The sequence below is a fragment of the Halomicrobium urmianum genome, from assembly GCF_020217425.1.
Classification (GTDB): Archaea; Halobacteriota; Halobacteria; order Halobacteriales; family Haloarculaceae; genus Halomicrobium; species Halomicrobium urmianum.
This window is the reverse complement of record NZ_CP084090.1, coordinates 250,585-264,577: the sequence shown is the minus strand read 5'-3', so window position 1 is coordinate 264,577 and position 13,993 is coordinate 250,585. Positions and strand designations below refer to the sequence as shown.

Below are 13,993 nucleotides of genomic sequence, written 5' to 3'. Positions count from 1 at the left end.
GCGGCGGCCGAACCCCGCCGGCGCACCCACTGACGGACGACACACTCCGTCCGCCAGTCTCTCACCCAGAGCCCACCCGCGGGGGTGCCCGATCCCACCCTCGCTTACGCGGTATCAGTGCCGGGATGACCCCAGCCTGGTTAAGGGACCGCCCTTCGTGGCGGTGGCCTCGTGCCACGGACGTTCGAATCGTCCTCCCGGCGTTTTTTCGACGTTCACCCTCGAACAGCCGCCGCTCTGCTCGTCAGTTCGCCGACCAGCGCGCGTCGGAGAGCGTCCGCTGGACGGCCTCCTCCCCGACGGCCTCTGCGAGCGTCTCGAAGCCCGACCGCTCGACGGGGTCGTCGGCGTTCGCCACCAGCCGCGAGACGATGAACTCAGGCGTGGACTTCCCGACGGTGCCGAAGCGTGGCTGGTAGTCCACGGACAGTTCCAGGTCCGGAGTCAGCCCCTCGGCGAAGATGCCGTCGGTGCGCGCCGCGTCGGGCAGCGGCTCCAGGTCGTCGGCCAGGTGGGTGACGAACACGCCCAGCGCCGCCCGGTCGACAGTCAGCGTCACCAGCCCGTGCAGCAGCTCCGCGGCGCTGCCCGGCTCCGTGATGGCCTCGAACTCGTCGACCAGCATCAGCGTCCGGCCGGCGTCGGTCAGCGGCGGAACGACCGACCGCAGCGTGGACTCCAGCACCCCGGCGTTGAACGAGGCGTGCCGGCGGTGGAACACGACGGCGTCGACCAGGCCCACCTCCGCCTCGTGGGCCGGGACGGGCAGGCCCATCTGGGCCAGTAGCTGGACCTGGCACAGCGTCTCCAGCAGCGTCGTCTTCCCGCCGGAGTTGGCCCCGGTCAGGACGGCCACGCGGTCGCCCCGTGGCGGCTCGCGGCCTCCGTCCATGTCGTGGTCCCCGACAGCGTAGGTGACCGCCTGGACGTCCACGCCGGCCGCCGCGAGCGAGAGGTTGCGCGCCCCCCGCACCGCGACCGTCTCCCGGTCCTCGACCAGCACCGGACGAGTGAGGTCGTAGGCCATGGCGAACCGGGCCAGCGAGACGTACAGCGCCGCGTCGTCGACCGCCTCGACGGCCCGATCGACCGTCTCCCGCGCCGCGTCGAGGTCCGCCTCCAGCGTCGCCGCCACCTCGCGCCCGCGCTCGTCGACGGCCTCGCGGAGGTCGCCGGACAGCGCCCGCAGGCTCGCGTCGACGAACTCGTGGGCGTCGGCGGCCTCGCCCGGCATCGCGTCGCGGACCCGGGCCGCGTCGACGCTGGCTTCGTCGACCAGGTGCCGCGAGAGGGCGTCCTGGAACTCCGACGGTCGCCGCGCGGCGGACTCCAGTTCCTCGACGACGTCAGCCGGCGCGGCGGCTAGGTCCTCAACCTGCCCAAGCCTCTCGCGCAGGCGGTCGAGCTCCTCGTCGGCGCCCCCGCCGACGCGGTCGCCGCCCTGCAGGCCCGCCAGCGCCCGCTCGGCGTCCCCCAGCGCCGCCCCGTCGAGGTCGGCCACGGGCGCGAAGACGCCCGCGTCGACGCCCGCCTCCTGCAGCGCCAGCGCGGCCCGGACCGCCCCGAGCTCGTCGTCCTCGGGGTTCGTCCGCCGCTCGAACGCCGACAGCGCGTCCGCGCGCGTCGGCTCGTCCAGCGACGCCCAGGCGTCCCGCGCCGCCAGCACCTCGTCCAGGCGCTCCTCCATCGCCTCGCGGGACGGCAGCGGCGTCAGGACCCGGACCCGGTCGGCCGCCGCGTCGGTGACGGCGTGTTCCTCCGCCAGGTCCAGCAGCTCCTTGTACACGTCGCGGGCGTCCCGCGTGGCAAGGAGGTCCATCGCCTCTGCCCCGGTGGCCCGCCGGAGGATCCGCGTCGCCCGCCCGCGGGAGAGCCCCGCCGCGGTCAGCGCCCGCGTGTCTGCGGACTCGATCGCCTCGACGGCCCGCTCGACGCCCAGTTCCTCCGCCAGCAACTCGCTCGTCTTCGGGCCGATGCCCCAGTACTCCTCCAGTCGCATGTGGTGGGCCAGCGTCGGCCCGGGTATAGGCGTTTCTCCAGACGGCGAGGGACAGTAGTTTGAATTCGACGAAAGAAGAGTGTTGACGGCTAGAAAGCCCCGGCCCGTTCGACTCGGGGGACTCGCTGCGCCCTTCACTCCCTTCGGTCGTTCCAGTGCTTGTGATCTGAAAATCGCCTCCGGCGATTTTCATCATCCCGAAAGAGCTACGCTCTTTCGGGCGACGTCGTCCGCCGTCGTCGAACGGGCCGCCCCTTTCAGTCCCTCCCGATGTCGGTTGGCCAACTAACGCTGGGTGGGACTGAAAGGGGCGGCGAGCTACGCGAACCCCGGCGAAGCAAGGACCGCAACGGAGTGAGGACCGCAGCGAGCCGCGGGAGCGTAGCTCACCGGGGCTTTCTGGCCGTTCACGGCAGCGGTCCCGTCAGTTAACTCGGTCGGTCGGTGGTTTCCTAGCCCCAGAACGACTGCGTGCGGGCGTACTCCCGCTCCTGGCTGAGGATGTCGCGGTAGAACTCGTCCTCGTCCTCGCGGAGGCGGTTGATGATCCGGGCGGCGTTGTGGGGGCCGACGCCCCTCGCTGCGAGCGCGATGACGGCCCGCCGGCCGTGGCTCTGAACCAGCGACGCCGAGCGGTAGGCCCGCTCGGTCATCTTCTCCTGCTCGTCGTCCTTGTCCCCCGACTTGATCGCCGCGATCACCTCGTCGGCCCAGGGGTTCAGCGCGGCGATGCGGGTCGACCCGCACTCGGGACACTCCGGCTGGTCGCGGACGCGGGAGACCTTCCGCCGTGTTTGCCACTCCTGACAGTGTAAACAGAACAGGAGGATCCGGTCGTTCTGGATGCGCTCCTTGACGGTCTCGATGACGCTGGCGTCGGCGTGCTCCGGCGAGAGCAGTTCGCGCCCTGACGAACGTCCCCCATTACCGATCGGCGTCCGCTCGCCCGTGGTTTCCACCTCGATGCCGCCCTCCGAAATCGCCGCGAGCACCTGCCGCGTCTCGTCGATGGCGAGGTCCTCGTGGAACACCTCGCGGACGGCCTCGTCGTAGATGGGCGTCCCCTCCAGCGCGGCCAGCAGGCGGTCGCGGCCGAAGTCCGTCGAGCCGCGGCCGCGCCAGCGCTTGAGCGTGCCGAACTTCGTGGCCACCTGGGCGAGCTTGAACTTCAGCGCGTCGGCGTTCTTCAGGCTGAGTTCGATGATCGCCTCGACGTGGTCGGGGTCGGTCGACTCCAGCACGTCGACGGCGTCGGCGCCGCTGATCCCGCTTGGCAGTTCGAGCTCGATCCGGTAGGGGTCGACCTCCATCGCGACCGTTGACCCGGCGCGCTGGCCGAGCATGGCCGAGAGGATCCGCCCGAGCGTCTCGTTGACCTTGTGGCCGAAGGTGGCGTTGACGACCACCTCGTGGCCGTAGTACTCGACGAGAACCGTGTCGGCGTCGGGGAAGGGCGCGTCGTGGCCCGCCAGCTGCTCGATGGCGCTCTCGATGGTCGCGGCGTCGGCGTCGTAGCGCCGCGCGAGGTCGCGGGCGACGGACTCGGCGGGTGCGCCGCCCTGTAGTTGCTGGCCCGCGACGCGGCGGATCTCGCCGACCTCCTCGGCGACCGCGCGGGGGACGGGGATCTCCTGACCGACCCACGAGGGCACCTCACCGGCGGGGTCCTCGATGGGCGAGACGGTGACGACCTCCTCGTCCTCGTCGACGTCGGTGATCCGCCACATCTCGCCGCGCTGGATGAACACCTCGCCGGGCTGGGCGAAGTTGACGACGAACTGCTCGTCCAGCGTCCCGACCTGGTCGCCGGAGGCCACGTCCTCCACGTCGTAGGTTGCCTCGTCGGGGATCATCGAGAGGTTCTGGTAGAAGTACTGCCAGGTGCCGCGGCGCTTCTCCAGGGTGTCGGCCGCCTCGTCGATCCAGATCACCCTGTTCTCGCCGAGTTCGCGGACCACGTCGCGGAACTGGTCGACGGTGAGGTCGCGGAACGGGTAGGCCCGCGTGATTATCTCGTAGGCTTCCATCGCGCGGACGTCGCCGAAGTCCATCACGACGCCGGCGACCTGGTTGGCGACGACGTCGAGGCTGCCGTCGTGGATGCCCGCCGGTTCGACCTCGCCGGCCTGGGCCTGGCGGGCGATGGCCAGCGCCTCGAACGTGTCGTCGGGGTGGGTCGTGACGATGGTGCCCGACGACACGAGATCGCGCCGGTGGCCCGCGCGCCCCACGCGCTGGAGGAGGCGCGAGACCTGCCGGGGGCTCCCGTACTGGATCACGTGATCGACGTGGCCCACGTCGATGCCCAGCTCCATCGAGGACGTACAGAGGAGGGCGTCCAGTTCGCCCGCCTTGAACTCGTCCTCGACGCGGATGCGGGCCTCCTTCGACAGCGAGCCGTGGTGGACGTCGATGTTCGTGCCCAGTTCCTTGAACCGCGAGCCCAGCGCCTCCGCCGTCTGTCGCGTGTTGACGAACAGCAGGACCGACTCGTGCTCGCCGATCAGTTCGTCGATGGCCCGGACGTGGCTGGCCACTTCGGGGTCGGTCGCGAGCTTCCCCGCCAGCGACTCGTCGCGGTCGGTCACCTGCGGGCGGGTCACGTTCACCTCGAGCCGGCTGCCCACGTCGACCTCGACGATTTCGCAGCCCCGGCCGCCGGTGAGGAAACGTCCCACTTCCTCGGGGTCCCCGACCGTCGCGGAGAGCCCGATCCGCTGGAAGGGGCCGGAGATCTCGCGCAGCCGCTCCATCGCGATGGTCAGCTGGGCCCCGCGCTTGGAGGCGGCCAGTTCGTGGACCTCGTCGATCACGACGTGTTCGAGGTCCTCCAGGGCCGTCCGGAGCTTCGATCCCGTCAGCATCGCCTGGACCGTCTCCGGCGTGGTGACGAGGACGTCCGGCGGGTCGTTGGCCTGCTTCTGGCGCTGGTAGTCCGTGGTGTCGCCGTGGCGGACGTCGACCTCCAGATCGAGCGTCTGGCCCCACCACTCCAGGCGCTCGCGCATGTCGCGGTTGAGCGCCCGCAGCGGCGTCACGTAGAGGGCACCGATGCCGAAGCGCTCCGCGTTTTCGCTCTCGCCCCCCGCGAGCGCGTCGAACACCGGCAGCATCGCCGTCTCGGTCTTACCGGTGCCCGTCGGCGCGACGACGAGGGCGTCCTCCCCCCGTGCCAGCGGCGGGATGGCCCGGCGCTGGGGCTCCGTGGGGGTGGTGAAGCCGCGCTCGGAGAGAGCCCCCCGGACCTGCTCGCCCAGCGCGGTGAAGGCGGCGTCGCCGGTCGCGGCGTCAGTCATCGAAGGGGTTAGCGGCCGAACCCGATTAACACTGCCGACTGTAACTGGATGGAGATATTCGCCACTCCAGGGGCGGCGAAGTCTTCCACGGACTTACAGTCGGCAGCGTAAGCGCGTCGCTCGGTGACGCCAGCGTTTAGTGGCCGCTCGGCCCATGACGGTCATGGACGAGAGACGCCTCTACTGGGGCGCGCTGGTGGTCTTCGGAATCGTCTCCGTCGCGGACACGCTGGTGGCGATTCCGGGCGGCGCGTCCGTCCTCGACTGGCTGACCGGCGCGGCCGGCCTGATCGTGCTCTTCATCGCGAACCAGCAACTCGGGGGCGACGACGGCCCGGCCGAGCCCGCCGTGGGGGACCGGATGGTGTACGTGGTCGTCGCCGCCGCGGCGCTGTACGTCGCCTCCACCGTTCCGGGCTGGTTCTGAGACGCCGACGGGCGGTCGCGATGCCGGCCGCCCGCCAGACCCGCTCACACCCGTCTGTAGTCGCCCAGCCGCGTCCCGTCCAGCAGGTACGCCTCGCCGCCGGCGAGCCCGGCGGGGAGGAACGGCGAGAGGAACTCCTGGCCCTCGACGTTGACCCACGTCCCGCCCGAGCGGTCGTTGAACGCCGGGAAGACCACGAGGTCGCCGCGGACGTCCAGCTCGAGGTCGTGGAACGCCTCGAAGGGGTCGGGGTCGAGGCCGCCCCGCAGCCACGCGCGCTCGACGCGGGTCCCGCCCACCTCGTCCTCCAGGCGGACCACGGGGTGCTCGTGGCCGACGCAGAGCACGTCCGCTCGGAGGACGTCCGGGCTCGGCCACGTGTGGCCGTGGACGAACCCGACGGGGCCGATCCGGGTCCCGTGGCTCGGCGTCACGGTCACGTCCTCGAACTCTCCCAGGAACGGCTCCAGGTCGCCGTCGTGGTTGCCCTTCACGAGCGTTACCGGGACCGAGACGGCGTCGAGCAGGGTCGTCAACTCCTCGTGCTCGGCGCCCTCCGGGTCGCCGATGGCGTGGGCGAGGTCGCCGAGGACGACCAGCCGGTCCGGTTCGGTCCGGTCCAGCAGGGCCAGCAGGCGCTCGCGGCGGGCGTCGGCGTCGCTTTCCAGCTCGACGCCCTGCCGGCGCAGGCCCCGCTCGATGCCGGCGTGGTAGTCAGCGACCACCAGCGCTCGCTCGCCGTCGCAGTCGGCGACGGCGGCCGGTTCGTCCGGGACCGGTTCGACGCCCATCAGATGGGCTTCAGCAGCCCGTCCTCGGGCTCGTAGCAGCGCCCGCCCATCAGCGCGTCCTGGACGGCGTCCTCGACCTCGCCGGGGTCCGCGCCGGTCCGGTCGACGACGGCGGCGACGACCTCCTCGCGGTCGGCCCCGTCCCCCTCGTCGAGGTCGTCCATCGCGCCCATGACGGCGTCCTCCAGGTCGACGTCCTCGTCGGGCTCGGTGGAGTCGGTCTCAGCGGGTTCGCCAGCGTCCGACTCATCGGCAGCCGCGTCGGCCGTCTCCTCGACGGCGGTCTCGTCAGCGCCGCTGGTCTCTGGCTCGGCCTCGGGCGTGGCCTCGTGGCCCGCCTCCGACTCGCCGGCGGCCGCCGGCACGCCGGTCTCCTCGTCGAGTTCCTCCGGGTCCGGCGCGTCGATGTCGGCCTCGCCGGGTTCCTCGACCTCGGTGCCGCTCTGGAACTCGGTGCCGAACTCCGACTCCAGTTCCTCGCGCTCCTCCTCGTCGAGGTCGAACTCGGGCTCGAAGTCGCCGATGTCGCCGTCGTCGTCCGTGGACGCGTCGTCGCCTTCGCCGAACTCGGACTCGCCCGCGTCTTCGGCGGCGGAGGCGTCCTCCGTCGTCGGCCCGGGACCGCTGGCCGTCGACGGCATCTCGCCGGCCGGCTCCTCGGCCTCGGCGATGACGTCCTCGCCGGAGTCGTCGGTCCCGATGGCGCCCGTCTCCGCTGGCGCGGACTCGCCGCCGGGTGCGGCCGTCTCCTCGGGCGGGGCGCCGCCGCTCTCCGTGTCGGCTTCATCGTCGCCCGCCGACTCCTCGTCGGCTTCCGGCTCCGCGTCCGTCGCGCTCGCGTGTCGCTCACTCCGTTCACTCCCGCTCGCCGTCTCCGAGGACTCGCTCCGCTCGCCCTCGCTACTGATGCTGGGGCCGTCGGGGTCGTCGGTCCGCTGGGGCTCGGCCGTGCCGGCCCGCTCGTCGACCTCGACGCCCGCCTCGGGCGTGCCCTCGGCGACGGCCGTCTCGACGTCCTCCGTCTCCTCGTCGCCGGCGACGACGCTGGTGTCGAGGGTCCGCTCGGCCAGGTCCGAGAGCGGGTCGTCGCCGCCCTGGTCGGGGGCGAATGTCGTCGGCTCGACCTCGTCGCGCTCGCCGGCGACGACGCGGGCGGCGTCGACCGCCAGGTCGCGCATCGCCGCGAGGTAGTCGCCGGTCGTCCCGTAGTGCTCCAGCGCGATGGGGAGGCCGGCGGCCAGCCCCTCGTCGACGCCGGTCTCCTCCAGTGCGGCCCGGAGGTCGTCGCCCTCGAGGTCCGAGAGCTTCGCTTCGGCGGCGCGGGCGACGCGGTCGACCGTCCGCTCGGCCGTCCCCACGACCCAGCGGTCACGGGTGTCGGCGTCGACCTCGCTGATCGACTCCGGCCGGACGGAGGTGTACACCGTGTCCGCGTCGTCGGGCTGGTAGGTGCGGGCCTTGCCCGTCACGGCGACAAACAGCGGCGGCTCGGCACGCTCCAGGAAGGCCAGTGCGTCGGGCTGGTACTGACCGGCGTAGACGACGAACGGGCCGGTCGGGTCGACCACGCGGGCGCGGAGGTAGTCCTCGCTGACCGTCTCGACCTCGGTCAGGACGCCCACGAGGAAGAGTCGATTCACGCGCGCACCCGTGGGCGCGACCACGTAGTTAGGCGCCCGCTCCTCGTCGCTCTCGGAGTAGGAGAAGTCGGCGTCGTCGAACTCGGAGGCGAACAGCCGGTAGGCCACCTCGCGGCGGCCGGCGCCGCCCTGTCCGGACTCGCTCATGCGTCCACCTCGGCGACGAACTCGCGGGCCCGATCGGCCGGGTCGTCGTCCGTCTCGGCGAACTCGGTGGCATCGAGGTTCGCGCCGTACTCGTCGACTGACAGCGAGCCGCGGACGCGGAACTCGCGGCCGACGATGCGGTCGGCGATGCGGTCGGCCACCACCTCGCGGTCCATCTCCTCGCTGGCGTGCTGACGGGCCGCCTCGAGGCCGCCGCCGTAGATCTCGGCGGTCAGTTCGTCGTCGAGGACGGCGGTCACCGTCCCCGTTCCGTCGTCGAGGATGGCCTTCGTCCGCAGGTCGTCCTCGGCGTCGACGGCCCCGTGGCTCCGGCACTGGCCGTTCTGGACGACCCGACCGCACTCGGGACAGCGCTCGATGAGGCCCGAGCCGTCGCGCACCTGGATGACGTTCCCGGTCAGTTCGACGTCGAACAGGCCGCCGGTGTCGACGGCCGCACTGACGCTCATCCGCTGGGCGCTCTCGGTGGCCGCGACCTCGCGGTCCAGCCGCTCGACCGTCGAGAACTCCGAGACGTTGACCGAGGGCGCGCCGCGGAACTCCCGGACGAACGCGTCCTCGATGCGCACCGACGCCCCGTCCTCGATCTCGGCGTGGGGGTCCCAGTCCGTGAAGGGAAGCCTGCCGCTCTCGTCGCCGAAGACGCCGCTGAGAATGTCGGTCTCGCCGTTCCGGCCGTCGATGGTCTTCTCCTCGACCTCGAGGACGCGGACCTCGACGTTGCGGCCCCGATCGCCCGGCACGAGGTCGGCCAGGTCGCGGTCGCCGCCGACCTCGTAGGGGACGTCGAGGGGCTCCTCCTCGAACTCCAGGCTGGTGCTCTCCCCGAGGTTCAGCTCGGGCTCGCCGTCCCACTCGCGGACGCCGGCGTTACCGGCGGTGACCGTGTCGCCGGCCGAGAGGCCAAACTCGTCCCACGCCGTGTAGGAGATGGTCCCGGTCTCGTCGGCCAGTTCGCCCTCGCGGATCACCTGCTCGTCGCCCTGGTACTGGATGGAGCGCGTGCCCACCGTCAGGACGCGAGCGGTGACGGTCACGTTCGAGTCGTCGGGCGAGATCTCGGCGACGTCCTTGCTCGAGGGCGTGCCGCCCCCGCCGCTGCCGTCGCCGTACTTCCGGCGGAGGCTCTGCTTGGCCTCGTCCACCGGGACGGAGTAGTTCACCAGGTTCTCCAGGTCCGATCTGACCTCCTCTTTGTCGACGCCGAGGTCGGAGGCGAGCTCCTCGGCATGGTCCTCTAAACTCATCACGGACCACTTCGGAGTCGGCGATGAAAAGGGTTCTGAGGGGGCCGTGCGCGAGCGCGCCGACGAGCCCCGCGAGCAGGACGCCGTCGTCTTCGCGTGGGCGGAGAGCGACGCGGCGACGTTCGAACTGGGCGACCGGAACTGGACGATGAGCGAGCGAGAGACGCCCCGCACCGTCGCCGAGGTCGACGGGGCGGGCGCGGTCGGAGTCAGGGGCTGGGATCACGAGTCCGTCCTCGACGTCCGCGAGCTGTGGTGCGACGGGCCGGTGTTGAAGCTCCGGATCGTCGGGCGCGGCGCGATCGCGCTTGACACGCGCACGCTCCTCGAGTCGGGCCGCGGCTCCGAGGCGTAAGCGACTTTCCCGGGCTCGCACTCTCTCCGCCATGGACGTCGTGGTCAACGCCGCGATGAGCGCGGACGGAAAGCTCTCCTCGCGGCGGCGCGAGCAGATCGCCATCTCCGGCGAGGAGGACTTCGACAGGGTGGACCAGCTCCGGGCGGACAGCGACGCGGTCATGGTGGGCGTGGGGACCGTGCTCGCCGACGATCCGTCGCTGACGGTGGACGACCCCGACCGCCGGGCAGCCCGCGAGGCGCGGGGCGAGCCGACCAACCCGGCCCGCGTGGTCGCCGACTCGCGGGTCCGGACGCCGCCGGACGCGACGGTCCTCGACGGCCGCGCGCCGACCTACATCCTGACGACCCGGGCCGCGCCGACGGACTTCGTCGAGGAGCTTGAGGGCGCGGGCGCGCACGTCATCACGGCCGGCGAGGACCGCGTCGACCTCGTGACCGGGCTCGCGAAGCTGGAGGGCGACGGGATCGACCGGCTGATGGTCGAGGGCGGCGGCGAGCTCATCTTCTCGCTGTTCGAGGCGGACCTGATCGACGAGCTGTCCGCGTTCGTCGGGCCGAAGATCATCGGCGGGCGCGACGCCCCCACCCTCGCGGACGGCGACGGCTTCGTCGAGGAGTTCCCGTCGCTGACGCTGTCGGACGTCGAGCGCGTCGACGACGGCGTCCTGCTCCGGTGGGACTGCTGAGAAAACGAGCGCCCCGCCTCGCAGGCGCCGTCAGTGGTCGTGACCGGTCATCTCGCCGAAGGAGGCACCGAACCGCTCCTCGAACAGCTCCATCGTCAGGTCGTCGAGCTGTTCGATCTCCTCGGGCGTCTCGCCCTTGCCGTGGTGGACGGCGCCGTGGATGCGCTGGGCGAGCCCGATCATGGCGACGTCGCCGACGACCTGGGCGGCCGATTCGTCGCCCTCCTCGCGAAGCATGTCGATCAGCGCCGTCGGCACGGTGAGTTCGTCCCGTTCGTCTCCCTGTTCGATCGTCAGCGTGACAGTGTCGTCTGCCATAGCCCGCCGTTCGACTGGGCGACATAAAGTGGCTGTGGGTTGGGAAATACCCGCTCCGCGCTGTCGCGGCCGCTTCCCTTCGCTCGCCCGGTCTCGGGTCCTCGCGGCCTCGCTGCTCGCGTGTCCTTCGCTTCGCTCACTCCCGCTCGCTCAGTCCGAGGCCTCCCTTCCGGTCGGCCTCGCTGCTCGCGTGTCGCTCCCTGCAGTCGCTCCCGCTCGCCCGAAACGAGACCTCTCACTCTGTTCGAGGTCTCGTGTCAGTCGTCGGCCTCGGCGGCGGCCTCAGCCTCGCCGGCCTCCGCTTCGGGCAGGTCGCCGAGGTACTCGTCGGCGTCCATCGCGGCCTTGCAGCCCATGCCGGCGGCGGTGACGGCCTGCTGGTAGTGGTGGTCGACGACGTCGCCGGCGCCGAAGATCCCCTCGACGTCGGTGTGGGTCTCGCCCTCGCCGACGCCGCCCTCGGTGCGGACGTAGCCGGCCTCGTCGAGGTCGACGCCGGTGTCCTCCAGGTACTCCGTGTTCGGCGTGTGACCGATCGCGAGGAAGACGGCGCCGACGTCGAAGTCGAACGTCTCCGTGCCGGGGTCGTCGAGGTTGTCCTTCGGGTAGCCCGACTCGTTCTGTGCCAGCGTCACGTGGTCGACGCCCTCCTCCGCAGAGCCGTGGATCTCCAGCAGTTCCGTGTTGCGCATGATCTCGACGTCGCCGCTCTCGACTTTCTTCTGAATGCGCTCGACCCACTGGGCCTCCGCGCGGAACTCCTCGCGGCGGTGGACCAGGTAGACGGTGTCGGCGAACTTGGTGAGGAAGTTCGCCTCCTCCATGGCCGCGTCGCCGCCGCCGACGACGAGCATATCCTCGCCGCGGAAGAACGCGCCGTCGCAGGTGGCGCACGTCGAGACGCCGTAGCCCATCAGGTCGTCCTCACCGGGGACGTCCAGCGTGCGGGCGCTGGCGCCGGACGCGGTGATGAACGCGTCGCAGGTGTAGACGTCGCCGTTGGTGAGTTCGACCCGGAAGGGCCGGTCGTCGTCCTCGACCGTCTCGACGACGCCGTGTTCGAGGTCGGCCCCGAACTGCTGGGCCTGCTCTTTCATGTTGTTGACCAGGTCGGGACCGGAGATGCCCTCCGGGAAGCCGGGGTAGTTCTCGACTTCGGTAGTCAGCGTGAGCTGTCCGCCCGGCTCGTCCCCTTCGAGGACGAGCGGATCGTTGTTCGCCCGCGCCGCGTAGATGGCGGCTGTCAGACCCGCGATGCCGGTGCCCGCGATGACGAGCTGCCGGTGCTCGACGACGTCTCCTGTCATGCCCGGCTGTACTGTACGCCGGGGTTTGTAGGTTGCGCTGTCTCGTGGGTCGAGCGCACGCGTGGGAAAGCCTATCCGTCCGCGGCGAGGACTCCCGTCGATGCCAGCCGACCTCGCCGAGAAGACCGACCGCTACGAGGGACTGCTCGCCGAGGCGCTCGACGCCGCCGAGGTGGCGCCACCGGAGGGGACGCCCATGCACGACGCCGCTGCGGAGTGCGAGGAGATGGCCCGGTCGTACCTCGAGGACGGCCGCCACTTCCGCGAGGAGGACGACCCCGTCAACGCTCTGGCCTCGTTCTCCTACGGCCACGCCTGGCTGGACGCCGGCGCCCGCATCGGCCTGTTCGACGTCCCTGCGGAGGGGCACCTTTTCACCGTGTAGGAAGCGGTTACCGGCGCGACTGACGGCTGTGACGGTGGCCGTTCCGACAGTATGACGACGTTACTACCGTCGTCAGAGGGATCCGGACCGTGCGAGCGGGTCGTGGCACGGCTCTCGCGGTGGCCTGGCACGGCCCTCGCCGTGGTCTGTACAATACGATAAAAAAGTGCCGACGAGATGGAAACCGCTACTCCGGCGCAGTCGTGCGGTTACGTGTCACAGGCCGCGACACCCTTATATGGTTGCATAACTAACTAATAGTCAAGGAGATCGGAAGCAGATTCTTTACGCTTTCGACCTCGGCAGAGAGGCCACCCCCACAATGAGTGAATCAAACGTACGCGCCGACGAGCGGACCCGCACCGAGCGGGAGCAGCAGGAGGAGACCGAGAGCACCGAGACCGAGCGTACCTGTCCGGAGTGTGGCGGCGATCTGGTCTCGGACGAGGAGCGGGGCGAGACGATCTGCGGGGACTGCGGGCTGGTCGTCGAGGAGAACGAGATCGACCGCGGTCCCGAGTGGCGCGCGTTCGACTCGAAGGAGCGCGACCAGAAGTCCCGCGTCGGCGCGCCGACGACCAACATGATGCACGACAAGGGGCTGTCGACCAACATCGGCTGGCAGGACAAGGACGCCTACGGCAACTCGCTGTCCAGCGAGCAGCGCTCGAAGATGAAGCGCCTCCGAACGTGGAACGAGCGGTTCCGCACGCGCAACTCCAAGGAGCGCAACCTCAAGCAGGCGCTGGGCGAGATCGATCGGATGGCCTCCGCGCTCGGCCTGCCGCAGAACGTCCGCGAGACGGCGTCGGTCATCTACCGCCGCGCACTCGAGGAGGACCTGCTGCCGGGCCGGTCCATCGAGGGCGTCGCCAGCGCGTCGCTGTACGCCGCGGCCCGTCAGGCGAACACGCCCCGGTCGCTCGACGAGGTCGAGCGCGTCTCCCGGGTCGACAAGATGGAGCTCACTCGCACCTATCGCTACGTCGTCCGAGAACTGAGCCTGGAGGTCGCCCCGGCCGACCCCGAGAGCTACGTCCCACGGTTCGTCAGCGACCTCGGGCTCTCCGACGAGGTCGAGCGCCGCGCCCGGGAACTGATCGAGTCGGCCCGACAGGGCGGCGTCCTCAGCGGCAAGTCGCCCGTCGGACTGGCCGCGGCGGCCGTCTACGCGGCCTCGCTGCTGACCAACGAGAAGGTCACCCAGAGCCAGGTCAGCGACGTCGCCGACATCTCCGAGGTCACCATCCGCAACCGCTACAAGGAACTGCTCGACGCCGAAGGCGTGCCGGCGTAGCGGGACCGGTACAGTCGGGTCAGCCTGACCGGTACCACCAGCTTTTTGCCCGCTTAGCGTGCCATTCTCTGG

General features: G+C 70.8%; 12 protein-coding genes. 5 read left to right on the top strand and 7 right to left on the bottom strand.

The genetic code is table 11. From position 1 onward, the window contains the following. Positions 1 to 244: 244 nt before the first annotated feature. Positions 245 to 1,999, bottom strand: coding sequence for a MutS-related protein (locus tag LCY71_RS01320; RefSeq protein ID WP_225334569.1), 1,755 nt, complete (start codon positions 1,997 to 1,999; stop codon positions 245 to 247). Between the two features lie 452 nt (positions 2,000 to 2,451). After that, positions 2,452 to 5,295 carry a DEAD/DEAH box helicase gene (locus LCY71_RS01315; RefSeq protein WP_225334568.1) on the bottom strand — a complete coding sequence of 948 codons (2,844 nt, stop codon included), beginning with the start codon at positions 5,293 to 5,295 and terminating at the stop codon, positions 2,452 to 2,454. A gap of 163 nt (positions 5,296 to 5,458) precedes the next feature. Here LCY71_RS01315 and LCY71_RS01310 point away from each other — a divergent pair, with 163 nt between their 5' ends. Further along, positions 5,459 to 5,722 (top strand): hypothetical protein, encoded by a 264-nt coding sequence (locus LCY71_RS01310; RefSeq protein WP_225334567.1) that lies wholly within the window; start codon positions 5,459 to 5,461, stop codon positions 5,720 to 5,722. Between the two features lie 44 nt (positions 5,723 to 5,766). On the opposite strand, the gene LCY71_RS01305 is transcribed toward LCY71_RS01310, so the two are convergent. The 3 genes from LCY71_RS01305 to LCY71_RS01295 are packed head-to-tail and all read right to left on the bottom strand — an operon-like array spanning position 5,767 to position 9,568. Then, complete coding sequence (locus tag LCY71_RS01305) at positions 5,767 to 6,513, bottom strand: metallophosphoesterase (protein ID WP_225334566.1); 747 nt, start codon at positions 6,511 to 6,513, stop codon at positions 5,767 to 5,769. Beyond that, positions 6,513 to 8,300: a hypothetical protein gene (locus LCY71_RS01300; RefSeq protein ID WP_225334565.1), complete on the bottom strand. Its 1,788-nt coding sequence runs from the start codon at positions 8,298 to 8,300 to the stop codon at positions 6,513 to 6,515. Before LCY71_RS01300 ends, LCY71_RS01305 begins: the two co-directional genes overlap by 1 nt. After that, positions 8,297 to 9,568: a Single-stranded DNA binding protein gene (locus LCY71_RS01295; RefSeq protein ID WP_225334564.1), complete on the bottom strand. Its 1,272-nt coding sequence runs from the start codon at positions 9,566 to 9,568 to the stop codon at positions 8,297 to 8,299. Before LCY71_RS01295 ends, LCY71_RS01300 begins: the two co-directional genes overlap by 4 nt. Before the next feature lie 46 nt (positions 9,569 to 9,614). On the opposite strand from LCY71_RS01295, the gene LCY71_RS01290 reads away from it, so the two are divergent. After that, complete coding sequence (locus tag LCY71_RS01290) at positions 9,615 to 9,923, top strand: hypothetical protein (RefSeq protein WP_225334563.1); 309 nt, start codon at positions 9,615 to 9,617, stop codon at positions 9,921 to 9,923. Positions 9,924 to 9,954: 31 nt separating this feature from the next. Then, positions 9,955 to 10,614 (top strand): 2,5-diamino-6-(ribosylamino)-4(3H)-pyrimidinone 5'-phosphate reductase, encoded by a 660-nt coding sequence (locus LCY71_RS01285; RefSeq protein ID WP_225334562.1) that lies wholly within the window; start codon positions 9,955 to 9,957, stop codon positions 10,612 to 10,614. Positions 10,615 to 10,644: 30 nt separating this feature from the next. On the opposite strand, the gene LCY71_RS01280 is transcribed toward LCY71_RS01285, so the two are convergent. Both LCY71_RS01280 and LCY71_RS01275 read right to left on the bottom strand, forming a co-directional pair. Continuing rightward, positions 10,645 to 10,932 carry a DUF7545 family protein gene (locus LCY71_RS01280; protein ID WP_225334561.1) on the bottom strand — a complete coding sequence of 96 codons (288 nt, stop codon included), beginning with the start codon at positions 10,930 to 10,932 and terminating at the stop codon, positions 10,645 to 10,647. 257 nt (positions 10,933 to 11,189) lie between these two features. Beyond that, entirely contained in the window at positions 11,190 to 12,239 is a 1,050-nt protein-coding gene (locus tag LCY71_RS01275; RefSeq protein WP_225334560.1) for an NAD(P)/FAD-dependent oxidoreductase, read from the bottom strand. Positions 12,240 to 12,339: 100 nt separating this feature from the next. Here LCY71_RS01275 and LCY71_RS01270 point away from each other — a divergent pair, with 100 nt between their 5' ends. Continuing rightward, positions 12,340 to 12,624: a DUF357 domain-containing protein gene (locus LCY71_RS01270; protein WP_225334559.1), complete on the top strand. Its 285-nt coding sequence runs from the start codon at positions 12,340 to 12,342 to the stop codon at positions 12,622 to 12,624. Between the two features lie 322 nt (positions 12,625 to 12,946). Next, on the top strand, positions 12,947 to 13,921 hold the full coding sequence (locus LCY71_RS01265; protein ID WP_225334558.1) for a transcription initiation factor IIB: 975 nt from the start codon (positions 12,947 to 12,949) through the stop codon (positions 13,919 to 13,921). Positions 13,922 to 13,993 lie beyond the last annotated feature (72 nt).